General features: G+C 52.2%; 25 protein-coding genes. 20 read left to right on the plus strand and 5 right to left on the minus strand.

Features of this window, described 5'->3' with window-relative positions:
- Nucleotides 1-61 precede the first annotated feature (61 nt).
- The 20 genes from argS (at nucleotide 62) to yaaA (ending at nucleotide 19,873) form a co-directional block, all read left to right on the plus strand.
- Nucleotides 62-1,720 (plus strand): arginine--tRNA ligase, encoded by a 1,659-nt coding sequence (gene argS, locus ABXT50_RS01890; protein ID WP_415274787.1) that lies wholly within the window; start codon nucleotides 62-64, stop codon nucleotides 1,718-1,720.
- A 2-nt stretch (nucleotides 1,721-1,722) separates the two neighbouring features.
- Nucleotides 1,723-3,126, plus strand: a complete 1,404-nt coding sequence (lysA, locus tag ABXT50_RS01895; RefSeq protein ID WP_415274488.1) for a diaminopimelate decarboxylase — start codon at nucleotides 1,723-1,725, stop codon at nucleotides 3,124-3,126.
- 2 nt (nucleotides 3,127-3,128) lie between these two features.
- On the plus strand, nucleotides 3,129-4,433 hold the full coding sequence (locus ABXT50_RS01900) for a homoserine dehydrogenase (RefSeq protein WP_415274489.1): 1,305 nt from the start codon (nucleotides 3,129-3,131) through the stop codon (nucleotides 4,431-4,433).
- Nucleotides 4,433-5,515, plus strand: a complete 1,083-nt coding sequence (gene thrC, locus ABXT50_RS01905) for a threonine synthase (RefSeq protein ID WP_415274490.1) — start codon at nucleotides 4,433-4,435, stop codon at nucleotides 5,513-5,515. The genes ABXT50_RS01900 and thrC overlap by 1 nt, the downstream gene beginning before the upstream one ends.
- Nucleotides 5,516-5,580: 65 nt before the next feature.
- On the plus strand, nucleotides 5,581-6,429 hold the full coding sequence (gene thrB / locus ABXT50_RS01910) for a homoserine kinase (RefSeq protein WP_415274788.1): 849 nt from the start codon (nucleotides 5,581-5,583) through the stop codon (nucleotides 6,427-6,429).
- 74 nt (nucleotides 6,430-6,503) lie between these two features.
- Nucleotides 6,504-8,183: a transcription termination factor Rho gene (rho, locus tag ABXT50_RS01915; RefSeq protein WP_415274491.1), complete on the plus strand. Its 1,680-nt coding sequence runs from the start codon at nucleotides 6,504-6,506 to the stop codon at nucleotides 8,181-8,183.
- 1 nt (nucleotide 8,184) lies between these two features.
- Nucleotides 8,185-9,261, plus strand: coding sequence for a peptide chain release factor 1 (gene prfA / locus ABXT50_RS01920; protein WP_415274492.1), 1,077 nt, complete (start codon nucleotides 8,185-8,187; stop codon nucleotides 9,259-9,261).
- Complete coding sequence (gene prmC / locus ABXT50_RS01925) at nucleotides 9,261-10,097, plus strand: peptide chain release factor N(5)-glutamine methyltransferase (RefSeq protein ID WP_415274493.1); 837 nt, start codon at nucleotides 9,261-9,263, stop codon at nucleotides 10,095-10,097. Before prfA ends, prmC begins: the two co-directional genes overlap by 1 nt.
- A 12-nt stretch (nucleotides 10,098-10,109) precedes the next feature.
- The gene (locus tag ABXT50_RS01930) at nucleotides 10,110-10,772 is read left to right on the plus strand and encodes an L-threonylcarbamoyladenylate synthase (protein ID WP_415274494.1); all 663 of its coding nucleotides are present in this window, start codon (nucleotides 10,110-10,112) and stop codon (nucleotides 10,770-10,772) included.
- Nucleotides 10,772-11,887 (plus strand): glycosyltransferase family 4 protein, encoded by a 1,116-nt coding sequence (locus tag ABXT50_RS01935; protein WP_415274495.1) that lies wholly within the window; start codon nucleotides 10,772-10,774, stop codon nucleotides 11,885-11,887. Before ABXT50_RS01930 ends, ABXT50_RS01935 begins: the two co-directional genes overlap by 1 nt.
- A complete protein-coding gene (locus ABXT50_RS01940) occupies nucleotides 11,877-12,281 on the plus strand; it encodes a hypothetical protein (protein WP_415274496.1) in 405 nt (134 codons plus the stop codon). The genes ABXT50_RS01935 and ABXT50_RS01940 overlap by 11 nt, the downstream gene beginning before the upstream one ends.
- Nucleotides 12,282-12,391: 110 nt before the next feature.
- Nucleotides 12,392-13,213 carry a F0F1 ATP synthase subunit A gene (gene atpB / locus ABXT50_RS01945; protein ID WP_415274497.1) on the plus strand — a complete coding sequence of 274 codons (822 nt, stop codon included), beginning with the start codon at nucleotides 12,392-12,394 and terminating at the stop codon, nucleotides 13,211-13,213.
- Between the two features lie 21 nt (nucleotides 13,214-13,234).
- Nucleotides 13,235-13,465 (plus strand): ATP synthase F0 subunit C, encoded by a 231-nt coding sequence (gene atpE, locus ABXT50_RS01950; protein ID WP_415274498.1) that lies wholly within the window; start codon nucleotides 13,235-13,237, stop codon nucleotides 13,463-13,465.
- Nucleotides 13,466-13,480: 15 nt separating this feature from the next.
- Complete coding sequence (locus ABXT50_RS01955; protein WP_415274499.1) at nucleotides 13,481-14,032, plus strand: F0F1 ATP synthase subunit B; 552 nt, start codon at nucleotides 13,481-13,483, stop codon at nucleotides 14,030-14,032.
- 2 nt (nucleotides 14,033-14,034) lie between these two features.
- A complete protein-coding gene (locus ABXT50_RS01960; protein ID WP_415274500.1) occupies nucleotides 14,035-14,826 on the plus strand; it encodes a F0F1 ATP synthase subunit delta in 792 nt (263 codons plus the stop codon).
- Between the two features lie 30 nt (nucleotides 14,827-14,856).
- On the plus strand, nucleotides 14,857-16,494 hold the full coding sequence (gene atpA / locus ABXT50_RS01965; protein WP_415274501.1) for a F0F1 ATP synthase subunit alpha: 1,638 nt from the start codon (nucleotides 14,857-14,859) through the stop codon (nucleotides 16,492-16,494).
- 20 nt (nucleotides 16,495-16,514) lie between these two features.
- A complete protein-coding gene (locus ABXT50_RS01970; protein WP_415274502.1) occupies nucleotides 16,515-17,414 on the plus strand; it encodes a F0F1 ATP synthase subunit gamma in 900 nt (299 codons plus the stop codon).
- 15 nt (nucleotides 17,415-17,429) lie between these two features.
- Nucleotides 17,430-18,866 carry a F0F1 ATP synthase subunit beta gene (atpD, locus tag ABXT50_RS01975; RefSeq protein WP_415274503.1) on the plus strand — a complete coding sequence of 479 codons (1,437 nt, stop codon included), beginning with the start codon at nucleotides 17,430-17,432 and terminating at the stop codon, nucleotides 18,864-18,866.
- A complete protein-coding gene (locus ABXT50_RS01980; RefSeq protein ID WP_007541264.1) occupies nucleotides 18,866-19,135 on the plus strand; it encodes a F0F1 ATP synthase subunit epsilon in 270 nt (89 codons plus the stop codon). The genes atpD and ABXT50_RS01980 overlap by 1 nt, the downstream gene beginning before the upstream one ends.
- Nucleotides 19,136-19,873 carry a peroxide stress protein YaaA gene (gene yaaA, locus ABXT50_RS01985; RefSeq protein WP_415274504.1) on the plus strand — a complete coding sequence of 246 codons (738 nt, stop codon included), beginning with the start codon at nucleotides 19,136-19,138 and terminating at the stop codon, nucleotides 19,871-19,873.
- Here yaaA and ABXT50_RS01990 read toward each other — a convergent pair.
- The 5 genes from ABXT50_RS01990 to ABXT50_RS02010 all read right to left on the minus strand — a co-directional run bounded on the left by ABXT50_RS01990 (nucleotide 19,870) and on the right by ABXT50_RS02010 (nucleotide 24,433).
- Nucleotides 19,870-21,270, minus strand: a complete 1,401-nt coding sequence (locus ABXT50_RS01990; RefSeq protein WP_415274505.1) for a hypothetical protein — start codon at nucleotides 21,268-21,270, stop codon at nucleotides 19,870-19,872. The two genes, yaaA and ABXT50_RS01990, sit on opposite strands and share 4 nt — an antisense overlap.
- Before the next feature lie 19 nt (nucleotides 21,271-21,289).
- A complete protein-coding gene (locus ABXT50_RS01995; RefSeq protein WP_415274506.1) occupies nucleotides 21,290-21,775 on the minus strand; it encodes an RNA polymerase sigma factor in 486 nt (161 codons plus the stop codon).
- 44 nt (nucleotides 21,776-21,819) lie between these two features.
- The gene (locus tag ABXT50_RS02000; RefSeq protein WP_415274507.1) at nucleotides 21,820-22,374 is read right to left on the minus strand and encodes a DNA-3-methyladenine glycosylase I; all 555 of its coding nucleotides are present in this window, start codon (nucleotides 22,372-22,374) and stop codon (nucleotides 21,820-21,822) included.
- On the minus strand, nucleotides 22,371-22,868 hold the full coding sequence (locus ABXT50_RS02005; RefSeq protein ID WP_415274508.1) for a methylated-DNA--[protein]-cysteine S-methyltransferase: 498 nt from the start codon (nucleotides 22,866-22,868) through the stop codon (nucleotides 22,371-22,373). The genes ABXT50_RS02000 and ABXT50_RS02005 overlap by 4 nt, the downstream gene beginning before the upstream one ends.
- Before the next feature lie 71 nt (nucleotides 22,869-22,939).
- On the minus strand, nucleotides 22,940-24,433 hold the full coding sequence (locus ABXT50_RS02010) for an aspartate aminotransferase family protein (RefSeq protein WP_415274509.1): 1,494 nt from the start codon (nucleotides 24,431-24,433) through the stop codon (nucleotides 22,940-22,942).
- Between the last annotated feature and the right edge of the window lie 23 nt (nucleotides 24,434-24,456).

Here is a 24,456-nt window from a genome sequence, read left to right on the forward strand (position 1 = left end):
AATTTAGGTTCACAACGGCTCGTGTAAAGCGTTTCACCTTGCCTAAATTTAGGAAATGGCCATGACTCCAGAACAGCTATCTAGTGCGATTCTCAATGCACTTAGTCAGCTGATGGCTGAGGGAAAGCTGGCCAAAGCCGAAATTCCAACCTCTGTAGTTGTCGAACGGCCCAAGAATCGTGACCATGGCGATTGGGCGACAAACGTTGCGATGCAGCTGGGTAAGTCCTTCGAAATGACTCCTAGGCAATTCGCCGAAATTCTCGCCGCAAAGCTGGAAACAATAGACGGCATCTCCAAGGTGGAGATAGCAGGCCCTGGTTTCATTAATTTGTTTGTTTCAACGGGTGCCTCCGCGTCGCTTGTCAAAAACATCGTTGATCGGGGCGCCGACTTTGGAAAAGGCGACAGCCTGGTCGGAGTAAAGCTCAACCTTGAATTTGTCTCGGCAAATCCCACTGGTCCGATCCATTTAGGAGGAACCCGTTGGGCCGCGGTCGGAGATTCTTTGGCTCGAATTTTTGATTTTTGCGGCGCCGATGTCACTCGAGAGTATTACTTCAATGACCACGGCGGCCAGATTGACAGGTTTGCTAGGTCGTTAGTTGCTGCAGCCAAAAATGAACCGGCTCCTGAAGACGGTTATTCTGGCCAATACATCGTTGACATTGCTAAAACCGTTATGGATCAAGCCGGAAATGACCTTCTCAGTCTCGAGCCTGATGCAACTCAGGAAGCCTTTCGGTCAGCTGGCGTGGAGCTCATGTTCTCCCAAATTAGACAGTCGCTTCATGATTTTGGCGTTGATTTTGATGTTTTTTTCCACGAGCACTCGCTTTATGAGTCTGGAGCCGTCGAGAAGTCAATCCTTAGGCTTGGCGAAAAAGGACACACATTTGTTGCCGAGGGTGCAACCTGGTTGCGCTCGAGTACCTTCGGAGATGATCGCGATCGTGTGATCGTGAAGTCTGACGGCTCCAATGCTTACATTGCTGGCGATATCGCCTACTACCTTGACAAGCGGGAACGTGGATTCGATCAGTGCATTTATATGCTGGGTGCAGATCATCATGGTTATGTTCAGCGCATGATGGCTATTTGCGCGGCCTTCGGTGACACTCCCGGCAAGCATCTAGAAATTCTGATTGGGCAAATGGTGAATCTGGTTCGAGCGGGTCAGCCGGTGAAAATGTCCAAGCGTGCTGGAACGGTAATAACCATGGAGGACCTGGTCGATGCGGTCGGCGTTGATGCGGCCAGATATTCGTTGGCTAGATCATCGATCAACTCGAGTCTGGATGTTGATCTAGAGGTTTTGACGAAAAAGACCAATGACAATCCAGTTTTCTATGTTCAATACGCTCACGCGAGGACCAGGCAGGTTTCCAAAAATGCATCGGCTCAGCTGGTAGAACGAAGTGAGTTTGTCCCAGAAGCCCTTTCACATTTGAGCGAGCAGAACCTCATTGCTCAACTCGCTCAGTTCCCTCAGGTGGTCGAAACTGCAAGTCAATTCCGTGAGCCACACCGGGTCGCCAGATATCTGGAAGAATTGGCGGGTACTTATCACCGGTTCTACGACCACTGTCGAGTAATTCCACTTTCGGGGGATCCCGTAGAAACCGTTCATCGGTCCAGGCTTTGGCTCAACGACGCTTGCACACAAGTGCTTGCTAATGGACTTGGGTTACTTGGGGTTAGCGCCCCGGAGAGGATGTAGCTATGAAGAATCCGCTCACGCCCAATTGGCTGGAGACGCCACCTAACCTTTCCGAGCTCGACCCAAGAATTTGGCCGAGAACGGCGAAGCGCAATGAACGTGGTGAGCTCTCAGTCGGTGGCCAAACTGCTTCTGACTTAGTTCGTCAGTTTGGCTCTCCGCTGTACGTTGTCGATCAAGAGGACTTTGAGTCGCGTCTTATGAGCACGCGCAGAGCCTTTTCGGATGCTGCTCAGAAAATCGGCACGACCGCCAAGTGCTATTACGCGTCAAAGGCCCTGTTGACAACCGAGGTGGTTAGGTGGGTTGACCAGGCTGGTCTTTCGATTGATGTTTCAACGAGCGGGGAGCTTGCAGTGGCCTTGGCCGCGGGAATTGAAGGACCGAGAATCGGACTTCACGGGAACAACAAGTCACTCGTTGAGATCGGCCGAGCCATTTCTGCTGGAGTTGGGGCCATTGTCATTGACTCCGAACTAGAGATCGAGCGCATTGCTTCGGTCGCTAGCGCCCAGGACAAAGTCCAAGCAGTTCGATTACGCGTAAATACTGGTGTGCACGCCTTTACCCATGAATACTTGGCAACCGCGCGTGAAGATCAGAAATTTGGTATTGCGCTGGTTGACGTACCAGATATGGTCGAGAAGATTCGGTCCCATTCGCAGTTGAAATTTCTAGGGCTTCACTCCCATATCGGATCGCAAATCTTCGTCGTTGACGGTTTCATTGCCGCGGCTGAGCGCCTGCTTGACGTGCACGCAAAGCTTCTAGCCGGTGGCGATGTGCCCGAACTAAATCTCGGTGGAGGCTTTGGAATTAGTTACACTCAGGCAGATCGGCCATTGCCACTTGATGAAATGGCAGGGAGAATAACAACCGCTGTTGCCCAGAAGTGTGAGCAGCTTGGAATTCCGGTTCCTGCGCTTGCTTTCGAGCCCGGCAGGGTCATTGCCGGACCGGCCGGAATAACAATTTACTCCGTTGGGACCCTCAAGGATGTGCAGGTAACTGATCAAGGTACCGCGGCTACCAGGAAGTATGTAAGTGTCGACGGCGGCATGAGCGACAACATCAGGTCGGCGCTTTACGAGGCGGAGTACAGCGCGACAATCGCCTCGCGCTCGTCCGACGCCGAAGCAACGCTGAGCAGGGTCGTTGGTAAGCACTGCGAGTCAGGCGACATCGTTGTGAGGCATGCATTGCTGCCAGCTGATGTATCCGTTAATGATTTGCTCGCCGTGCCAGCAACGGGAGCGTATTGCTTTTCGCTATCGTCTAATTACAACTATCTGCCTAGGCCAGCTGTTATCGCAGTCAAGGGAGGTAGCGTCAAGGTGCTAATCAGAGCGGAAACCGAGAGAGATTTGCTAGGACGAGACGCCGGCTATGAGCCAGGAGAGGCTTAGAGATGCAGAGCGCGTATAGACCGATCAGAGTTGCCCTATTGGGTGCAGGCTCGGTCGGATCACAGGTAGCCAGGTTGCTACTTGAGAACTCTGAAGAGCTGGCAAGTCGAGTAGGAACGACCCTCGAACTCTCTGGTATTGCGGTGAGAAATTTAGACGCAAAGCGAGATTTCGATTTGCCTGAGGGCCTATTGACAGAGGATGCGGAATCGCTAATTCTTGGAAGCGACATAGTAATAGAACTTATCGGAGGCATTGAGCCAGCCAGGTCATGGATAAAGCTTGCTCTCGAGTCTGGTGCTGATGTTGTCACCGCCAATAAGGCCCTAATTGCGGCCCACGGGCCGGAGTTGTTCGGATTGGCCGACCAGCTTGGCGCCCAGCTCTACTTTGAAGCCGCGGTCGCGGGAGCTATACCGATTATTAGGCCGCTGCGAGAGTCTTTGGCTGGAGACAAAATAAATCGCGTCATGGGTATCGTCAACGGCACGACGAACTTCATTCTGGATCGTATGGAATCGACCGGCGCTGACTTCGGTGACGCTCTAGAGCTTGCACAGAAGCTTGGCTACGCCGAGGCTGACCCAACTGCAGATATCGAAGGCTTTGACGCTCAGAGTAAAGCGTCGATAATCGCGTCTTTGGCTTTTCACTCCGAGGTCCCGGTCGAGTCTGTTTATCGGGAGGGGATAACGAAGATTACTGCCCAGCAGATAACTGCTGCCCGCACGGCCGGTTACGCAGTGAAGCTTCTGGCGATTTGCGAACGCGCCTCGAATGGGGAAAAAGAAGGAATAGTAATTAGAGTTCACCCGACTCTGATTCCGTTATCTCACCCACTTGCCGCCGTTCGCGGAGCCTACAATGCCGTTTTTGTTGAGGCTGAGTCGGCTGGGGAGTTGATGTTTTACGGCGCAGGTGCCGGTGGCAAAGAAACCGCCTCGGCCATCCTGGGCGATCTGGTTAGTGCTGCCAAACGACACTTGGCTGGAGGCCCAGGCCTCGCGGACTCAACCCATGCGAATTTAGAGATTCTTCCGGTTCAGTCAGTGGTTACTAGATTCCAAATTACTCTCGAGGTGTCTGATGAGGCTGGAGTGCTGGCGTCCATAGCATCAGTTTTCGCCGAGAATGGCGTCAGTGTCGAGACGGTTCATCAGAGCCCGGCGGATAAGGACGCGGCTGCAGTGCTAACCGTGATGACACATGTGGCTTTGGAATCGGATCTAGAAAAAGTTGTGGTTGCCCTCAGTAAAAACATGGCGGTCGTAAACGTGAAATCGGTAATAAGGGTGGAGGGACTCTGATGGCGCACCAATGGCGAGGAGTGATTCGCGAGTACATGGATCGGCTACCATTTGAAACTGGTGACCCGATTGTTACTCTGGGCGAGGGTGGAACTCCACTAATCGAGGCACCTGCTCTTGCGAAATTGCTAGATGTAGGCAATGTCCACCTCAAATTTGAAGGAATGAACCCGACCGGATCGTTTAAAGACCGAGGGATGACCACCGCGGTGTCAAAGGCGAAGGCCCATGGTGCTAAGGCGGTGATAGCTGCATCAACCGGGAACACCTCTGCAGCCGCAGCTGCTTACGCTGTCAAGGCGGGGATGCAGTCAGTTGTATTGGTTCCGGCGGGAAAGATTTCTTGGGGGAAGTTGTCCCAGGCCGTCGCGCACAAAGCAAAGATTTTGCAGGTTCGAGGAAACTTCGATGATTGTCTGCGACTTGCTCGTGAGCTGAGTGAGAACTATCCGGTTTTCTTAGTGAATTCCGTAAACCCGGATCGTCTACAAGGTCAAAAAACAGCGGCTTTTGAAGTGGTTGATGTCCTGGGTGAAGCACCAGATCTTCACGCTATGCCTCTGGGTAATGCCGGTAACATTTCCGCTTATCACCTCGGTTACAGGGAAGAGGTAGCGGACGGAAGAATCAAGAAGCTTCCAAAGCTCTATGGGATTCAGGCTGAAGGATCTGCACCGTTTATTAAGGGATCACCTGTGGCAAAACCAGAAACTATAGCTACTGCCATCAGGATTGGGAACCCGGCGTCTTGGGATTTGGCTCAAGAGGCTAAACGAGACACCGAGGGCGGTTTTGACGCCGTAAGTGACAAGCAGATTTTGTGGATGCATCGATTCTTGTCTCAGGAGTGCGGCGTTTTCGTTGAGCCTTCGAGTGCTACCGGCGCTGCCGGTCTTTATAAGCTTAAGCAGCAGGGAATCCTCCCGGCGGTCAATACAGTGGTGGTTACGGTTACGGGCCACGGCCTTAAAGATCCCGACTGGGCTCTAAAAGACGACCGTGGTCGCCTAATAAAGCCAAAAAAGGTTGGAGCAACCGCCGACGCGGTGGCTGGAATCTTGGGACTGGAGCGCGAAAAGTGAAGATAGTAAAGGTAAAAATCCCGGCAACCACCGCCAACCTGGGTCCTGGCTTCGACACTCTTGGCATGGCGCTGTCATTTTATGACAGCTACGAAGCAGAAGTAGTTTCCTCTGGACTGGAAATTTCAGTTGTAGGTGAAGGAGCGGGTGACATTCCTTTGGATGAGTCCAATCTGATTTATAAGTCCTTAGCCCTAGTGTTCAACAAACTCGGCAAAAAAGTTCCGGGCCTAAAGATTAGATGCGAGAACAACATTCCTCACGGCAGGGGAATGGGGTCGTCTGGGGCGGCGGTAGCAGGTGGCATCATGCTTGCGGCTGGAATCTTGCAGGATGAGATTGAAATTAGCGAACAGCAGCTTTTGGGGTTTGCCACGGAACTGGAGGGGCATCCAGACAATGTTGCGCCCGCACTTTTCGGCGGTTTGACTATTGCCTGGGTTCAGGAAGACGGGGTTCCTCGTCACAAGAAGCTAACGGTTCACCGTGGAGTTTCTCCGCTGGTTCTGGTTCCACCCCATCAAATGTCCACCAAGCTAGCCAGAAGCCTGCAGCCGGAATCTGTTCCACATACCGATGCAGTTTTCAACGTATCCAGGTCGGCCCTCCTTGTTGCTGCGCTAACTCAGAGCCCAGAGCTCATGCTTGCGGCAACCGAGGACAGGCTGCATCAAAGCTACCGATCTAGCGCGATGCCAGAAACATCAGCCCTAATTCAGAAGCTGAGAGATCAGGGCCATCCGGCAGTAGTGTCCGGAGCAGGCCCGTCGGTTTTGGTTTTAGAGGACGACCCGGCAAAGCGAATGGCAGCCGTAGCTCTTGTCGAGAGCTCTTTTCCCGACTGGCGCGTTTTAGCCCTTGCAGTTGATGTCAAAGGTGCTAGTCTTTTAGTGCAGTCAGGATCAGGCACCTAAACGCCCGCCACTGTATTTTTCCTTAAGTTTCCACACAACGGCACTTCGCCGCACAGAAATGAGTAATCAAAAACATGGATGAAATCCAACAAGAAAAGCCCGTTCGCCGTTCCAGGCGAGCAACCGGTGCTGATTCTTCAGAGACCAAGTCGGCCACTGAGGCGCCAGAGCAGCTAAGTAAAGCAGCCAAGGTAGACAAGGCAGACAAGCCTGAGGCAACTTCGGAAGCGGAGCCAAAGAAAGCACCGGCCAGACGCCGGACCACAGCTTCGAAGTCGACTTCCGAAACTTCTGCTGAGAAGGTTCCATCCGAACCCTCTGCAGACAAGGGCAACTCCAGCAATCCGGATTCGAATAATGACAAGTCTGATAAAAAGTCCGACTCCAGTAACGATGCTGAAGCAAAAACCGGACAGAAGCCAGAGCGTTCGAATAAAGAAGACAACGAAACCCGTAGCGGTGACCGTGAAAATCAACGCGACAGAGATGACGAGCGTCGCGGTGGAAACCGCAACCGACGCGGTCGTTACCGCGATCGCGACCGCGACCGAGGACGTGGACGCGGACCCCAGGACGAAGCAGAGCCTGAAGTAAGCGAAGATGATGTCCTTATCCCAGTTGCTGGAATTTTGGACGTGCTCGACAACTATGCGTTCCTTCGCACTTCCGGTTACCTTCCCGGTGACAACGATGTTTATGTCTCCTTGGGCCAGGTAAAGAAATACGGTATGCGTAAGGGCGATGCAGTAGTTGGTTCAATTCGTCAACCTCGCGACAGCGAAAATAACCAGCGTCAAAAATTTAATGCCCTGGTAAAGATTGAAACTTTGAACGGGCAAACCCTTGAAGAGTCGGCTGACAGAGTTGAGTTCGGCAAGCTCACTCCGCTTTACCCGGACACTCGCCTACGTCTAGAGACTGACAACAAGCGTCTCTCGACGAGAATTATTGACCTAGTTGCTCCCATCGGTAAGGGGCAGCGTGGACTTATTGTTTCGCCTCCAAAGGCCGGTAAGACCCTAGTTCTTCAGGCCATTGCCAACGCTATTTCAACCAACAACCCTGAGGTTCACCTGATGGTTGTTTTGGTCGACGAGCGACCAGAAGAAGTGACTGACATGCAGCGCACAGTCAAGGGTGAGGTAATTGCATCCACATTTGACCGACCTGCCGAAGATCACACTACGGTCGCCGAGCTCGCTATCGAGCGCGCAAAGCGTCTAGTGGAGATGGGTCATGATGTAGTTATTTTGCTTGATTCGATCACGAGATTAGGTCGTGCCTACAATCTGAGTGCACCGGCATCGGGACGAATATTGTCCGGTGGAGTCGACTCTTCCGCTCTCTATCCACCAAAGCGTTTCTTTGGTGCCGCCAGAAACATTGAATTCGGTGGGTCGCTAACTATTTTGGCTACTGCCCTTGTTGATACTGGATCCAAAATGGACGAGGTTATCTTCGAGGAGTTCAAGGGAACTGGAAACATGGAGCTCAGGCTCTCTCGTCAGCTTGCTGACAAGCGAATATTCCCAGCCGTGGACATCAATGCGTCTGGTACCAGACGCGAAGAGCTTCTAATGAGCCCACAGGAGACCAAGATTATTTGGAAGCTTCGCAGAGCGCTGGCAGGTCTTGAGCAGCAGCAGGCTCTCGAGCTAGTTCTGAACCGCTTGAAGGAAACAGCGAGCAACGTTGAGTTCTTGCTGAAGCTGGAGAAGTCCATGCCAGTTCCTTCAGATTCCGACGGAGAATAACTTGGTTGATTCGCTTGCGGGCCTAAGGGCTGAGCACGCGAGTTTGCAGGAGCAACTCAGTGACTCGGCTGTCCACACGAACCCCGGCTTGGCTAGGAAGATTAATAGACGCTATGCCGAGCTCAGCGCGATAATGGGCGCTGATGAGCTGGTGCGGGGCTTAGATGATGACTTGGCAGCTGCCAAGGAGCTTTCTAAAGAGGATTCCGCATTTGCCGAGGAGCTGCCGGTTTTGGAAAAGCAACTTGCCGAGGCAGGCGAAAAACTTAGGCGACTGCTTATCCCGCGAGACCCAGATGATGGCAGAGATGTAATTATCGAAGTCAAAGCCGGTGAAGGTGGGGCTGAGTCTGCCCTGTTTGCTGCCGATCTTTTGAGAATGTATTTGCACTACGCGACCTCCAAGGGCTGGAAAACCGAAGTTCTGAGCAAGACCGAGAGCGATTTGGGCGGCATCAAGGACGTTCAGGTTGCGATCAAGTCAAACGCAAAAGACCCGGCTCAGGGCGTTTGGGCTCACATGAAATATGAGGGCGGAGTTCACAGGGTTCAGCGTGTACCAGTTACTGAAACTCAGGGAAGAATTCATACCTCCGCTGTCGGCGTTTTGGCCTTCCCTGAGGTCGATGAGCCTGAAGAGGTAGAGATTTCTCAGAATGACATTCGAATTGACGTCTTTCGCTCCTCGGGTCCGGGAGGGCAGTCAGTTAACACAACCGACTCTGCTGTTCGAATAACTCACTTACCAACTGGCATCGTTGTTTCAATGCAGAACGAAAAGTCCCAGCTGCAAAACCGTGACGCAGCGATGCGAGTTTTGCGAGCAAGAATTTTGGCAGCGCAGCAAGAGGAACTAAACGCCGAGCTGTCTGCGGCTAGGAAGTCCCAAGTTAGAAGTGTTGATCGCTCCGAGCGCATCAGAACTTATAACTTTCCTGAGAACCGGATTGCCGATCATCGCACTGGTTATAAGTCATACAACCTAGATCAAGTGATGGACGGAGCCTTGGAGCCGGTGGTGCAGTCTTGCATCCAAACCGACGAAGAGGCTCAGCTGGCGGCATTCGGCGATAGCTAGTGCTCGCCTCTACATCATTGAAACAGGCCGAAGCCTCACTTTCCGCTGCTGGGATTGTATCGGCGGCGGCAGAGGCAGAGCTTTTGATGTGCCATGCTCTCGAAATCTCAAGAGGCGAGTTAGCTACTCAGTTAATTCTTGACACTGAGCTCAAGGCCCCGAGTGGATTTTTTGATCTAGTAGAGCTGCGTTGCACCAGAGTTCCGTTGCAGCACATAACCGGCAAGGCCCCATTTCGCTCAATTGAACTCATTGTCGGCAAAGGTGTATTCATTCCGCGTCCAGAGACCGAACAGGTTGTTCAGGTCGCAATTGATTTCCTGGCTCTATTACCTGGAGAACCTCGGGCATTGGATATCGGAGCCGGCTCAGGTGCAATCGCGATTTCGATTGCCAAAGAAACTAATGCCAAAGTGACCGCGATTGAGCTATCAAAAGCAGCGGCCGAATTTGCTAGGGCAAACATTCGTGCGCTCGAGGCGAATGTTGATTTGCTGGTTGGTGACTTCATGGAGCTAATCGGTGATCTGCCACAATTCGATTTAATTATTTCTAATCCTCCCTACATCCCCAACACCATGGTTCCACTCGATCAAGAAGTCAGGGATTATGACCCAGCCCAGGCGCTTTACGGCGGCGAAGATGGCCTCGATATTGTTCGCGATCTAGTAGCTAGCACGAAGCTCATTCTGAGAGACGGCGGATTGCTGGTATTGGAGCATGCCGATGGTCAATCAGATTCGATCTGTGAATTACTATTAGAAAATAATTGGCGCAGGATTCAAGTCCACCCGGATCCAACCGGAAGACTTCGCGCCGTGAGTGCGACAGCGTAGCCGGAGGCCGACATGCAGCGAATATATGACTGTTCACTCGACACTGACTTATTGACGGGTTTTAGGCAGGCAAAAGTATCTTTGCAGCGCCATGAAGTTGTTGTAATACCCACCGATACCGTCTACGGCATTGCGGTGGATGCATTTAGCCACAAGGCTGTCGAGCTTTTGCTGAAAACAAAGGGCAGAGATAGAAGCGTCCCGCCTCCGGTGCTGATTCCGAAAGTTGAAACTCTTTCTGCGCTGGCGACTGACTTGCCACTAGTTGCGAGCAAGTTAGCGGCAGCTTTTTGGCCTGGGGCCCTAACCATGGTTCTTAGGGCTCAGCCTTCACTGGACTGGGATTTGGGGGAGACTCGGGGGACAGTGGCACTTCGAGTACCAGATCATAAAATCACTTTGGCCCTACTAGAGGACGTTGGGCCATTGGCGGTATCGAGTGCCAATACCACCGGAAATCCGGCCGCTGTGACAGCGCAGCAAGCGTTTGATTATTTCGGCGACAAAGTGCCTGTTTACCTAGATGGTGGTGGCAGCCCGAAGGGTGAAGCGTCCACTATTTTGGACCTGACTCAAGTAAGAGATGGCGAAGCAATCCGCGTCTTACGAAAGGGCGCATTGTCGCTCGAGCGAATCCGAAGTGTGATTGGCGATGTGGAGCTCGAGGTCGACTAGTGCGGGCATATCTCTTGGTCGCCATAATCACTGCAGTGGTTAGTTATTTGGCGACCTGGGCGGTTCGATACTTGGCCAAGCGCTTCGACATCACTCCCGCCATCAGGGCCAGAGACGTTCATAAGACACCCACCCCAAGAATCGGTGGAGTTGCAATCTTTATCGCAATCGTGGTCGGCATTATTGTTGCGGGATCTTTCGGATGGTTCGAATCCGTTTTCAGGGATCCGGGTCCGATCTGGGCAATAGTCGGAGCCGGCGGACTGATCGTGGTGGTGGGCCTACTTGATGACCTGATTGAGCTTGATTGGACAGCCAAAATGGGTGGGCAAATTGCGGCGGCCTGGATCTTGGCGTCCAGCGGTGTGCAAATTGTTTCGCTGCCAATTGGCGGTCTAACCGTCGGCAGTTTTGGCGTGTCCCTCGCAATAACTGTATTTGTGGTGGTGCTGGTCATGAACGCAGTCAACTTTATTGACGGGCTTGATGGTCTTGCTGCAGGAGTAGTGGGCATCGGGACCTTGGCCTTTTTTGTCTATAGCTACGTTTTGGCTCAGCAGACTTCACCAACGGACTACTTTTCGATTGCCGGCATGCTTTCGGCGGTTGTACTGGGCGCGATTGCTGGCTTCCTGCCGCACAATTTCAGTCCCGCAAAAATATTTATGGGTGATTCAGGGGCGATGCTGCTCGGACTGATGATGGCCACCAGCGCTATAGCGGTCACTGGGTCTATTGATCCGGCTACCGTAACCAGAAATGACTTGCTACCCGCACTTATCCCATTGGTTCTGCCGGTGGTGATCCTGTTGGTGCCGCTTTTAGATCTTCTACTGGCCGTGGTGCGCAGGGTACGCAGGGGTCAATCCCCATTCGCAGCGGACCGAGAGCACCTGCACCATCAGTTGCAGGACCTGGGGCACTCACATAGAGGAGCGGTGCTTGTTTTTTATCACTGGACAACGGTCGTCTCGCTATGTCTCCTGCTTTTTTTCTGGATCGAAGCCGCTCCGGTTATTATCATTTTTGGGGCATGGATGATCATCGCCCTGATCCACACCTACTGGCCGGTCTTTCGGCGAGTAACGAAAGCAAGGAGCAGTCTTGGCAAATAGTTCAGATACTTTATTTTCCAAAGCCCTACGGCTCAGCACTTTGCTAGCAGTGGCAATAGCACTTGTTGGATCACTGTTGGGGTATCTCTTTTATCAATTGCCAGGAGTTTTTGCTGCTCTCTTAGGCGCTGGCGTCTCCGCTTTGTTTGGGATAATGACGATCCTAAGCATCTGGTTCGGCGGCAAATTGTCCCTAAACGGTTTCTACGCATTGGTGCTTGGCGGCTGGCTATTCAAGTTTTTGCTGTTCGCAGGTGTCTTGCTCGCTTTACAGAACGCCGAGGGCTTCGCTGGACCGGTGTTTTTCTTCGCGGTCGTGGCTACCGTGCTCGGTGGCTTAGCCATAGATTCTTGGTTGGTTCTCAAAGGAAGGGTTCCAACTGTCGGCAAATAGTCACTTTTTTCCGATTTTGCTCCACGAGGCGCCCCGCGTCTTTTATACTAAAGACAAATCCATGATCATCTCGCGGAGTGAAGTATGCCGCCCGGACCAGGAGAACAACGTTGTTAAGTGCGCTAAGCCTGTTTAGGGCGGAAGATGGGGAGTTCAGTCCTCCGAGCATTTTCGAGTTTTATCCTGAAATAGTTGCCTTCGCTGGTACTCCCTTCGCCATAAACCGAATCATGATGATCCGTTTGATTGTCATGGTGCTTCTGATTGTCATTTTCTGGCTCTGGACGGCAAAGTTTAATAAGGCCGTTAAAACCGGAAACGTGGTCCCGGGCCGTTTTCAACTCCTAGGTGAGTTGGCGCTAAATTTTGTTCGGAAATCAATTGCTCATGACCAGCTGGGTGAAAAAGATGGGGATCGATTCCTCCCACTTTTGACGACGATATTCTTCATGGTGTTTGGAATGAACATCACCGGAGTTATTCCTTTTGCGAACATTGCCGGCACCTCCGTAATTGGTATTCCGCTTGTTTTGGCTGGGGTTGCTTACGTGACATTTATCTACGCTGGAACCAAGAAGCACGGCATTCGCTTCTTTAAGAATTCGCTGTTCCCTTCAGGGGTCCCAAAGCCTTTCTACATCTTGGTTACTCCGATTGAGCTGTTGTCCACTTTCATTTTGCGACCAGTCACCTTGGCGCTTCGACTTTTGATGAACATGATTGCCGGCCACTTGCTGCTGGTCCTTTGTTTCTCCGCAACGCAGTTCTTCTTCTTTCAGGCCGACGGACTCTTGAGCCTGTTCGGGGTTGGAACCTTGTTGTTTGGCTTCGCCTTTACTCTCTTTGAGATATTGGTTTCAGTTTTGCAGGCTTACGTATTTACACTTCTGACTACTGTCTACATCCAGTTGGCATTAGCAGACGAACACTAAACCCCCACGGAAGGAAATAAAGTGGACGCAGTAAACATCGCCGAACTAACCGGCAACATAGCAGTCGTAGGCTACGGTCTGGCTGCAATTGGACCAGGAATTGGTGTAGGACTGGTGGTTTCAAAGACCATCGAATCCATTGCTCGCCAACCTGAGCTAGCAGGACGACTACAGGTCACCATGTGGCTAGGTATCGCCTTCACCGAGGCTCTTGCCTTGATTGGTCTTGCGACCCCATTCATATTCGTCTAAGAAAGCGATAAAACGATGATTTCCAGAATTCTTGCAGCAGTCGCACCAGAGGGGGCCGAAACGCCTAACCCACTGCTGCCGGCTGACTATGACATTCTCTGGTCGTCAGTTGTCTTCGTAGTTCTTTTGGTGTTCTTCTGGTTCAAGGTTCTGCCTGGATTCAAGAAAATGCTCGACGAGAGGGCACAGGCAATCGAAGGCAGGCTAGCCGACGCCGAAGCTGCGCAGAAAGCAGCTGAGGCTCGAACTGCGGAGGTTGAAGCCGACAAGGCTCAGCTTCGCGCTGAGTCGTCTTCGATTAGAGAAGATGCCCGAGCTGAAGGAGCCGCGATTCTTGCGGAGCTAAAGCAGCAGGCGGCTAAAGATGCAGAGCGACTCTCCGAATCAACAAAGGCGAGTTTACTAGCCGAGCGTGACTCGGCAGCTAACGCACTTAGAGGCGAAATTGGTGCTCTAGCAATCGAACTAGCTTCTCGTATAGTTGGCGAAAAGCTTGACGATGACAAGGTCGCCAATAGGGTCGTTGATGAGTTCATAGCTGAACTAGAAGGCAAGAAGGCGAAGTAAAAGTGGCATCAAGCACGAGGCAATCACGGCTATTAGCTGAGCAGGAACTTTCCAAGCTCGGCAACGTTGGCCTGCTCACGACAAGTGAGCTTTTTGCCGCCACCAATGCTTTGCTTTCAAGCCCACAGCTACGTTCGGCGCTGTCGGATCCTTCTGCCCAAGCCGCAGGGAAGTCAAAGCTAGTTGAAGCCGTATTCGGGCCCAAGCTTTCGAAGGAAACTGTTGGGCTACTCGGCAAAATGGCCCAAATGCGATGGTCCGCCACTCGAGACTTGGCGCTAACCGCTGAAGCTTTGGGTGTTCGTGCCGCAGCAGCTGCATCAAAAGACATCGATACTGTCCAGGCCGAATTATTTGCCGTCGGCCAGCTGGTGTCTTCCGATCCACAGCTAGAGCTAGCGCTGTCTTCGACCAGAGCATCGGTCGAGGCGAAAATGGTTCTGGTTGCAAAGCTTTTGAACAATAAAGCAACTGAAACCACGGGGATCTTGGCCGGTCAGGCTGTTCACTCGAGAACCTTTAAGCGTTTCGCTGAGGTTTTGGAGCAGTATGGGATGTGGATCGCCGAGTTCGCGGGCGAATCTGTTGCAAACGTTCGGGCATCAAAAGAGCTGTCCGAAGAGCAACTATCTAGGTTGTCAGCAGCATTGACGAAAGTTTTCGGCAGAGAGCTTCAACTTAATGTTGAGGTAGATCAAGAAATTATCGGTGGATTACACATCACCGTAAACGGTGAGGTCTTGGACGCCACCGTTCTCACAAAACTTCAAAACGCAAGATTGCAACTCGGTTGAGTTGAAACCAACAAGTAAGCAGAGGAACCAATGTCAGAGCTAAAGATCAACCCGAATGAAATTCGGGATGCCCTGAAGGACTTCGTGTCGTCCTATGAGTCAAAGGGTACCGACAAGCAAGAGGTCGGCTACGTCACGGACGCGGCCGATGGTATTGCGCACGTAGAGGGATTGCCGTCCGCGATGGCGAATGAGTTGCTCAAGTTTGCCGATGGCACTCTGGGTCTAGCTCTCAACCTAGACGAGCGTGAAATCGGTGTAGTTATCCTCGGTGAGTTCGGCGGAATCGAGCAGGGCATGGAGGTTCATCGAACCGGTGAGGTTTTGTCTGTTCCGGTTGGAGACGGCTTCATGGGGCGCGTTGTGGACCCACTGGGTGCCCCAATTGACGGACTTGGTGAGATCAAGGCAGAGGGTCGCCGCGCGCTGGAGTTGCAGGCTCCAGGTGTGATGGATCGCAAGTCGGTTCACGAGCCACTTCAAACCGGCATCAAGGCCATTGACGCCATGATTCCAGTCGGACGAGGACAGCGACAGCTAATCATCGGTGACCGCCAGACCGGTAAGACCGCTATCGCGGTTGACGCGATTATCAACCAAGTTGAAAACTGGAAGTCAAAAGACCCCAACAAGCAGGTTCGTTGTATCTACGTGGCAATCGGTCAAAAGGGTTCAACAATTGCCGGAGTACGTGGCGCTTTGGAAGAAGCCGGCGCAATGGAATACACGACAATCGTCGCCTCTCCAGCGTCTGATGCTGCTGGTTTCAAGTATCTGGCTCCCTATACCGGTAGCGCCATTGGGCAGCACTGGATGTACGCGGGCAAGCACGTTCTGATTGTTTTTGATGACTTGAGCAAACAGGCAGAGGCCTACCGTTCAGTGTCGTTGCTACTTCGCAGACCACCAGGTCGCGAGGCTTACCCAGGAGACGTTTTCTATCTTCACTCCAGACTGCTGGAGCGTTGCGCAAAGCTTTCAGATGCAATGGGTGCCGGATCGATGACTGGTCTACCAATCGTCGAAACAAAGGCCAACGACGTATCCGCATTCATTCCGACCAACGTGATTTCCATCACCGACGGTCAGATTTTCTTGCAGTCGGACTTGTTCAACGCGAATCAGCGACCAGCTATTGATGTTGGTATCTCGGTTTCCCGTGTTGGTGGAGCTGCTCAGCAGAAGGGCATCAAGAAAGTTTCTGGAACCTTGAAGCTTGAACTGGCTCAGTACCGATCCCTTGAGGCGTTTGCAATGTTCGCATCTGACCTTGATGCTGCAAGCCGGAAACAGCTTGCACGCGGTGCGAGGCTCACAGAGCTATTGAAGCAGCCTCAGTATTCGCCGTACCCAGTTGAAGACCAGACGGTTTCAATTTGGGCCGGCACTGCAGGCTTGCTTGATGAGCTGCCGGTAGAAGACATCCTGAGGTTTGAGCAGGAGTTCTTGGATTACCTAAAGCGCAACTCGAAGGCCCTGACGACCATCCGCGAGACTGAGAAGCTAGAAGATGACACCATCAACGAGCTTCAGAAGGCGATGGATCAGTTCAAGAAGATGTTCCAGTTGCACACCGGAGAGCCATTAATCGGCTCAGGTAAAGACAACGTCGAGGCGCTAGCCGACGATGACATCGACCAAGAGAAAATTGTTCGCCAAAAGCGATAGAGACAGGTAAGGGTTAGGTTATGGGATCGCAACTTCGGGTCTATAGGCAGAAAATAAAGTCTGCCAAGACGACCAAGAAGATCACCCGTGCCATGGAGTTAATCTCGGCATCGAGAATCCAGAAGGCACAGCAGCGTGTGAGCGCGTCTAATCCGTATACCCGGGCTGTTAACAAGGCTGTTTCCGCGGTTGCGACCTACTCCGATGTTGATCACCCACTGACCCGAAAAATTGAGTCACCAACGCGTTCCGCGATTGTGGTGTTTACGTCTGACCGAGGTCTTGCCGGAGCGTTTTCTTCATCTGTCCTAAAAGAGGTTGAGCAGCTTACGAAACTACTAAAGGATCAAGGGCAAGAGGTTCTTTACTATCTTGTCGGGCGCAAGGCAGTGGCGAACTTCAAGTTTCGCCAGCGTGCAGCGCAGAAGGCATGGACCGGCGGTACCGACGTACCTACTCTGGAAACCGCTCGCGAGATTGCAGATGAAATAACTGAACTGTTTATCAAGCCGACTGAAGACGGTGGCGTTGACCAGATTTATCTTGTGGGAAACCAGTTTGTGTCCATGATGGTCCAGGAGCCAAACACCACCAGGTTGTTGCCCCTAGAAATCGTTGAGCAGGAGGCTGAGGAGAGCGAGGTTCACCCTCTCTATGAGTTCGAGCCCGAGGTAGAAAAGGTTCTGGACAGCTTGCTTCCTGTTTACATTGAAAACCGCATTTACAACAAAATGCTGCAGTCGGCGGCTGCCGAGCACGCCGCAAGACAAAAGGCGATGAAGAGCGCAACAGACAACGCTGAAAAATTAATACTGAACTACACCAGGCTCTCCAACCAGGCGCGTCAGGCAGAGATCACCCAGCAGATTTCGGAAATTGTTGGAGGCGCAGACGCGCTCTCAACGGTGTCCGAGGACTAAGAAAGAGAAAACATAATGGCCGAGAGCACAAAGACCGCAACGGGTCGTATCGCGCGAGTCAACGGACCGGTGGTAGACATCGAGTTTCCGCATGACTCCATCCCGGAAATCTACAACGCCCTGACCACAGAGGTAGCCTTTGGCGACCAGAAGAGCACCTTGACTCTCGAGGTTGCTCAGCACTTAGGCGATGACCTTGTCAGAGCGATTGCCATGCAGCCGACGGACGGTCTAGTCCGCGGTGGGGTAGTGCACGACTCTGGAAGCCCAATCATGGTTCCAGTTGGTGATGTTACCAAGGGTAAGGTTTTCAACGTTCTAGGCGAGATCTTGAACGGCAAGCCCGGCGAAAAGTTTGAAATCAAGGAGCGTTGGCCAATCCACCGCACGCCACCTCCTTTCGACCAGCTTGAGTCCAAAACTCAGATGTTCGAGACAGGCATCAAGGTCATTGATTTGCTAACCCCGTACGTTCAGGGTGGAAAAATTGGCCTATTCGGTGGTGCCGGTGTAGGCAAGACCGTTTTGATTCAGGAAATGATCTACCGTGTTGCTGAGAACCACGACGGTGTATCAGTATTCGCCGGTGTCGGTGAGCGTACTCGTGAGGGTAACGACTTGATCGAAGAAATGGCAGAGGCAGGCGTCTTGGAGAAGACCGCCCTGGTCTTCGGCCAGATGGATGAGCCACCTGGGACCCGTTTGCGTGTGGCGCTTTCCGCATTGACTATGGCCGAGTACTTCCGTGACGTGCAAGGCCAGGACGTACTGCTCTTCATTGACAACATCTTCCGATTCACTCAGGCCGGAGCCGAGGTTTCAACACTGCTTGGTCGCATGCCATCGGCTGTTGGATACCAGCCGAACTTGGCGGACGAGATGGGCCTTCTGCAGGAGCGAATTACTTCGACCAAGGGTCACTCGATTACGTCACTCCAGGCAATTTATGTGCCTGCCGATGACTACACCGATCCAGCTCCGGCGACCACCTTCGCTCACTTGGACGCAACTACTGAGCTAAGCCGTGAGATTGCTTCACGTGGTCTCTACCCAGCCGTGGATCCTCTCAGCTCGACCTCACGTATTCTGAGCGCCGCCTACTTGGGCGACGAACACTACAACACAGCTATTCGTGTCAAGGCCATACTTCAGAAGAACAAGGAACTCCAGGAAATCATCGCAATTCTGGGTGTTGAGGAGCTTTCCGAGGAAGACAAGATCACCGTTTCAAGGGCGCGACGCATGGAGCAGTTCTTGAGTCAGAACACCTTCATGGCAACCAAGTTCACCGGTGTTGCTGGATCAACCGTGCCTCTAAAGGACACTATCGAGGGCTTCACTATGATCGCCGATGGAGAACTTGATCACGTGCCGGAGCAGGCTTTCTATAACTGCGGTGGCATAGATGACGTGATGAAGGCTTACGAGCGCATCAAGAAGGACCTCGGCTAGTGGCCAACCTTATTCAGGTGAACTTAGTTGCCGCGGACCGAGAAATTTGGTCCGGCGAGGCATCTATGGTCATTGCTAAAACATCAGAGGGCGAGATTGGACTTCTTGCTGGGCATGAGCCCATGCTTGCGATCCTGATTCCTGGCTCAATCAGAGTCACAACAGCCGATGGTGGCAAAGTCGTGGCCGAGACGGAAGCCGGTGGCTTTTTGTCGATGGAGCATGACACTCTGACTCTCGTGGTCAGGGACGCTCACTTAGTAAGCTAAATGCTAGTTCTACTGCCGCCGTCGGAGACCAAGCGTCCCGGCGGCGTTGGTGAGTCCATAGATAAGGCCGCAATAATTTGGGCGGCCCTAGATCCCGCAAGAGATATCGCGATAAAAGCTTTAGTTCAGCTGTGCCAGGACGAGGAGGCTGCTGCAAAGTCCCTAAAGCTCGGCAAGACAAACAGAAAAGATATCCAGGCGAATCTAGAGATCATGACCTCCGCGACAATGCCCGCACTCCAGCGCTACACCGGTGTGCTGTATGACGCACTTGGTTACGATGAGCTTTCCAAAGAGGCGCTTCAAAGAGCAAAAAATCAGATGTTTATACAGTCTTCTTTGTTTGGTCTAGTTCCGGCTCTGGAGCGGATTCCCTACTATCGTCTTTCCGCAGGCTCTTCGCTTCCGGGGGTTTCTCTTTCCAGACTGTGGGCAGATGCCCATAGGAATGTTTGGCCGGGGCTGACGGGTCAAATTCTGGATATGAGGTCCAAAGCATATGTTTCTTTGAACCCAATTCCCAAAGACAAAGACTCCTTTTTCTTAGAAGTGCTAGACGCCAACAGCGGCAAAGCACTGAATCACTTCAACAAAAAGGCGAAGGGGGCTTTTGCCAAAGCCATCCTGGAGACAGGTCTTGCGTCCAGCTCAGAGGTACCAAAGGTGGCAAAGCTTGCCGGCCTGGAGGCTAGGGTTTCCGGGCAAACAGTAGAGCTGTTCGTGCCAGCAGGCTTCTAGTCGATCATCTCCGAGATAGCGGGTCCCCTTTGATCATCATCCATCGGCAGCATGACCATCGGTTCGGGAAGTTCAATGACTCCCTCTTCCAGGGAAATTACCGAATCGAACCAACCCTGGTCGTTGAAGAGCACATATCCAGGCACCAGCCAGTAGTTTCCCGACGAGTCCCAAACTGACAACATGGTTGCTTCCGCCCGTTCAACGGTTAGCTGGATGATCTCCGGCTCATTGTTTTGCTTTGGGTCTTCTACTACAAGTGGCTCATCGATTTGGTTGGCATCTGAGTCCGTGGTGGGTTCGGAGCCATCCTGCGGGTCGTAGGAATCGGACTGAGCCTCAACACCATTAGCATCAGCCCTTTGTCCGTCACTGGCCATCCTTGAATCGGCTGCCATTCGGCTCTCAAGGCCTTGGTAAAAGCGCTTAGGAGGGTTTCCGTACCAACGTCCCTCCGAAATGCGGCTGACTGAGTCGAGGGCAGAAACAGTATCAAATGAACCCCTGGCGACCAACTCAATGCTGTGACTGGAGAAGTAAGTCAGTTGGCCATCCATTCCCCAGTTCAAATATGTTTGTAGGCCGCTGTCTATGCCCTCGGTCAGGTAGGGGAGGGACGCGTATGCTCCCCAATCGTCACGGTAAATGGTTATCGAGTCCGCTTGAAAATCTAGACCCATTGCCTGCAGCAGTGAAACCGTTTCGCTCCGAAGCTCTGAGGCCGAGGGGATTAGTTCGGGGGTCGGTTGAGGCTCACAGGATTGGAATTCGTCATTTAAAGTTTCCGTTGCATCTTCCGCGCAGTCATCTTGGTAATTGGTCCAATTTGAGAACGACCAGGTCCCGGTTCCGCTCCAGTAGATGCTGAGCGATGCGTTTTCTTCAGTTATCGAATAGCTTGGGTAACTATCGTCTGACCACTCGTCACGAATTGGTTCGCCAGTAACCCCAAAGAGAATGCTCATTTCTTTCAAGATCTCTAGGGGTTCGCCCACGAGGTTTCCCTGAAAAACTTGACCGTTGCCGGTCGTGGCGCTGACTGCTGGCCCCGCGTTGTATTCGTAGCTAATCCAGCCGGGCCAATAAAGCGAAGACTCCGCCATGTCTGAGGAGCTCTCGGCGTCTGAGCTCAGCTTCTCGCCGCCACCTGATGAATTCGCGACGGTGAACAACGGAGAGGGCGTCATTACCGCGGGCAAAGTTATAGCAAGCGCCACCGCTGTCACTGCCAGCGATATGCTTCCAACTCCGAGCCCAAGCCTTAGGCCGCGAAAGCCGAATAGTCGGCGAGGTTTCCCCAGTGAAGCCCGGGTAACCAATGTGTGATCCAGTTCGGGGGCGTCTCTCCCAGGATCAGCCGAGGCGATTCTCTTCTGGAGCTCAAATTCTTCGTTCATGTCAGGTATGCGTAACCAACTACCGAATATTTTCAAGAGTCAGTAAATCTTTTAGTTTTTGCTTCGCCCGGGTGAGCCTTATCGCCGCGGCATTTTCGGATACTTCAAGTACTTTTGCAATGTCTGCATTTGAAAGGCCTTCCAGCGCCCAAAGCGAAATTATTTCTCGCTCCGCTGCAGTCAGGCCAGCAAAGGCATCGCTTAGTTCTATGTCTGCCAGGGCGATCGATTCAGCGGAGGGTGCTGCGACTGGTTCGGCGAGCCTCGCCAAGATGCCCTTACGACCTGCTTGCTTGCGGTGAAAGTTGGAAACAAGATATCGAGCCGTTTTGTAAAGCCATGGCAATTCGAAACCCTCAGGAATTTGCTCTTTCTTACTCCAGGCAATCTCGAAAAGATCTGAGGCTAAATCCTCAACATCGCCAAATGGCACTCGCCGAGACAAATATGCACTGACCATCGGCAACTGAGCGCGAAACACTCGGTTGAATTCCTCTGGCGACATATTTGCTCCTCTAACTACTAAATGTAGTCAGTCCGCAGATATTTTCAGTTTGATAAAAAGCAATTTACTGAGTGATCTTTGACCATTCCAGTGGATTGCATAAGCGCATACATGGTCGTGGAACCCACAAATCTAATTCCGAGCCTTTTGAGCTCTTTACTGAGGGCATCGGATTCTGGGCTGGTTGTGATCGATTCTTGAGATCTGCCAGAGGACGACAATTTAGGGGCGAAAGACCAAAGAATCTCGGTTAGGTCCAAAGACTTTTCAAGGACTATCCGAGCATTACCCACGGCGGCGGATATTTTGGCCCTGTTCCTAATTATGCCCGTATCGGACATGAGCTCTTCGATATTTGATTCGTCAAAGGCTGCGACTCTTTCTAGTTCGAAGTTTTGAAAGGCTAAGCGAAAGCCCTGTCTTCGTTTCAGAATCGTGAGCCAGCTCAGTCCCGACTGAAACCCTTCGAGGGTCATTTTTTCGTATAAGTTTCGCTGCCCCTTGAGTTCTTTGCCCCACTCGTAATCGTGGTAGTCGATGTAAATCTGATCCGAGCTGACCCAGGGGCACCTGACGAGATCTTGAGAACCGCTCTTCATTCTTTGAACTCAATCTGCTCAAAGGCCAACAGCCAACGCTTGGTAACCAGGCCCTCGCCACCGGAGTACCCAGTAATACGTCGTTGCGCACCCAAAATCCGGTGACACCCAACCAGCAGTGGCACGGGGTTAGCCCCCACGGCCCCGCCAACAGCACGGACTGCCGTGGGGTTTCCGACGGCTAACGCCAGCTCTGCGTAGGTCCTCTGGTCCCCGAATTCAAGCTTGGCTATTTGCGCCCAGACTGCCAGCTGGAAATCAGTCCCGACTATGTCTAATTGAACAGAAAAGCCCTTCCCTGAACCCTGGAAGAATTCGGAGAGCTGATCGGCGGCATCTAAAGCAAAGCGGTGTGCTTTGGCCGAGTCTGAAAATTCAATTCGAACGGAACCCGGAGGCAAAATTTCTATTTGAGCGACGCCAGACTGGGTGGCCCCGATCGAAATTTTCCCTATGGGGGATTTGATGAGCTTCAGCGACGATAGTTCTGTCATGTCAAGAAGTATTGCAAAGTTTCCAGCAGGTCCTGAATTTAGTCTCCAGGACCTGTGGAAACATCACGAAATTAGAGTCTCTTGCCGGCTTCTATTAGGACCGATCTCAGTATTTGTTCGATTTCTTCGAATTCCTTTGGGCCGCAAGTTAGGGGAGGAGCGAGCTGAATAACTGGATCGCCACGATCGTCAGCTCGGCAGTACAGTCCTTGTTCGTAGAGAGCGCCATTCAAGAAACCTCGAAGAATTTTCTCGGACTCCTCTCGGGTGAGAGACTCCTTAGTCTCCTGATTTCGAACTAGTTCGATTGCGAAAAAGTAGCCATCGCCTCTAACATCTCCGACAATTGGGAGGTCCTTCAGTTTTTCGAGTGTTTTGCGGAAAATAGGAGAGTTGATTCGAACGTTGTCGACTAGTCGCTCCTTGTCATAGATGTCTAAGTTTGCCAATGCCACTGCGCACGCTACCGGGTGGGCCGCGAATGTGTAGCCATGGGCAAGGGTCACGGTTCCTTCATTGAAGGGCGTGAAGTATTTTTCCTTTATAAATAGTGCGCCTAACGGTGCGACGCCGGAGGTAATCGCCTTGGCGGTGACCATCATGTCCGGGTTTATCTCGTATCGCTGCGACCCAAACATTTCTCCAGTGCGGCCAAAGCCTGTGATGGTTTCGTCCGCGACCAATATCACGTCGTACTTGTCGCAGATTTCACGGATGCGCTTGAAGTAGCTTTTAGGGGCAGTGAAGCATCCGCCAGCGTTCTGGATTGGCTCGACAAAGAATGCCGCGACCGTATCGGGGCCCTCGAACAAAATCACTTCTTCTAGTCGGTTGGCAGCCCACAGTGCGAATTCATCCTCGGTTTTGAAACGCGAATCTGCTCGGTACCAGTTGGTGTTCGGGATGCGGAACGTCGATGGGACGAGGGGCTCAAACATCTGCTTGAAGGCGGCAATTCCAGTTATTGAAAGCGCACCGTGACTGGTGCCGTGATAAGCAGTTTGGCGAGAAATTACCTTGTGCTTCAGGGGCTTCCCTGTCATCTTGAAATACTGCTTGGCAATTTTCCAAGCCGATTCCACCGCTTCTCCACCACCGGTGGTGAAAAAGATACGGGTCATGCCCTTTGGCGCGTATGAAATCAATCGCTCCGCAAGCTCCACTGCTCTTGGATGTGCGTAGGACCAAAGTGGCATGAAGTCAAGCTCCATGGTTTGCTTGGCCGCCGCGTCAGCTAGCTCCTGCCGACCGTGTCCAGCATTGACCGTGAAGAGTCCTGACAGTCCGTCGATTACTCTCCGGCCTTTGGAATCAGTGAGGTAGTGACCATCGGCTTTTTGAATAATGGTCATGTCAATTTTTTTGTATGGGCTGTGCCTCGTGAAATGCATCCAAAGGTGCTTCTTTGCACTCTTTTGGAGCGCCTTGTCACCGATCTCTTGACCGGCTGCCATGGCATGGACTATCGGGAACTCGGACGTGGCTGCTTTTGAAACGTGGCTTTTTTTCTTGGAACTGAGCAGGCCCCTTAGGGATTTAGTCTTGTTGTTCTCCTGGATTGCCATTTCATATCACTTCTTACCTTTTT

It is taken from the genome of Aquiluna sp. Uisw_065 (assembly GCF_047731275.1).
GTDB lineage: Bacteria > Actinomycetota > Actinomycetes > Actinomycetales > Microbacteriaceae > Aquiluna.

Excerpts from the sequence above, each read along its gene's own strand:
- argS (WP_415274787.1), top strand. The coding sequence starts at position 62 with ATGACTCCAGAACAGCTATCTAGTGCGATTCTCAATGCACTTAGTCAG.
- lysA (WP_415274488.1), top strand. The coding sequence starts at position 1,723 with ATGAAGAATCCGCTCACGCCCAATTGGCTGGAGACGCCACCTAACCTT.
- ABXT50_RS01900 (WP_415274489.1), top strand. The coding sequence starts at position 3,129 with ATGCAGAGCGCGTATAGACCGATCAGAGTTGCCCTATTGGGTGCAGGC.
- thrC (WP_415274490.1), top strand. The coding sequence starts at position 4,433 with ATGGCGCACCAATGGCGAGGAGTGATTCGCGAGTACATGGATCGGCTA.
- thrB (WP_415274788.1), top strand. The coding sequence starts at position 5,581 with ATGGCGCTGTCATTTTATGACAGCTACGAAGCAGAAGTAGTTTCCTCT.
- rho (WP_415274491.1), top strand. The coding sequence starts at position 6,504 with ATGGATGAAATCCAACAAGAAAAGCCCGTTCGCCGTTCCAGGCGAGCA.
- ABXT50_RS01930 (WP_415274494.1), top strand. The coding sequence starts at position 10,110 with ATGCAGCGAATATATGACTGTTCACTCGACACTGACTTATTGACGGGT.
- ABXT50_RS01955 (WP_415274499.1), top strand. The coding sequence starts at position 13,481 with ATGATTTCCAGAATTCTTGCAGCAGTCGCACCAGAGGGGGCCGAAACG.
- atpA (WP_415274501.1), top strand. The coding sequence starts at position 14,857 with ATGTCAGAGCTAAAGATCAACCCGAATGAAATTCGGGATGCCCTGAAG.
- ABXT50_RS01970 (WP_415274502.1), top strand. The coding sequence starts at position 16,515 with ATGGGATCGCAACTTCGGGTCTATAGGCAGAAAATAAAGTCTGCCAAG.
- atpD (WP_415274503.1), top strand. The coding sequence starts at position 17,430 with ATGGCCGAGAGCACAAAGACCGCAACGGGTCGTATCGCGCGAGTCAAC.
- yaaA (WP_415274504.1), top strand. The coding sequence starts at position 19,136 with ATGCTAGTTCTACTGCCGCCGTCGGAGACCAAGCGTCCCGGCGGCGTT.
- ABXT50_RS01990 (WP_415274505.1), bottom strand. The coding sequence starts at position 21,270 with ATGAACGAAGAATTTGAGCTCCAGAAGAGAATCGCCTCGGCTGATCCT.
- ABXT50_RS01995 (WP_415274506.1), bottom strand. The coding sequence starts at position 21,775 with ATGTCGCCAGAGGAATTCAACCGAGTGTTTCGCGCTCAGTTGCCGATG.
- ABXT50_RS02000 (WP_415274507.1), bottom strand. The coding sequence starts at position 22,374 with ATGAAGAGCGGTTCTCAAGATCTCGTCAGGTGCCCCTGGGTCAGCTCG.
- ABXT50_RS02005 (WP_415274508.1), bottom strand. The coding sequence starts at position 22,868 with ATGACAGAACTATCGTCGCTGAAGCTCATCAAATCCCCCATAGGGAAA.
- ABXT50_RS02010 (WP_415274509.1), bottom strand. The coding sequence starts at position 24,433 with ATGGCAATCCAGGAGAACAACAAGACTAAATCCCTAAGGGGCCTGCTC.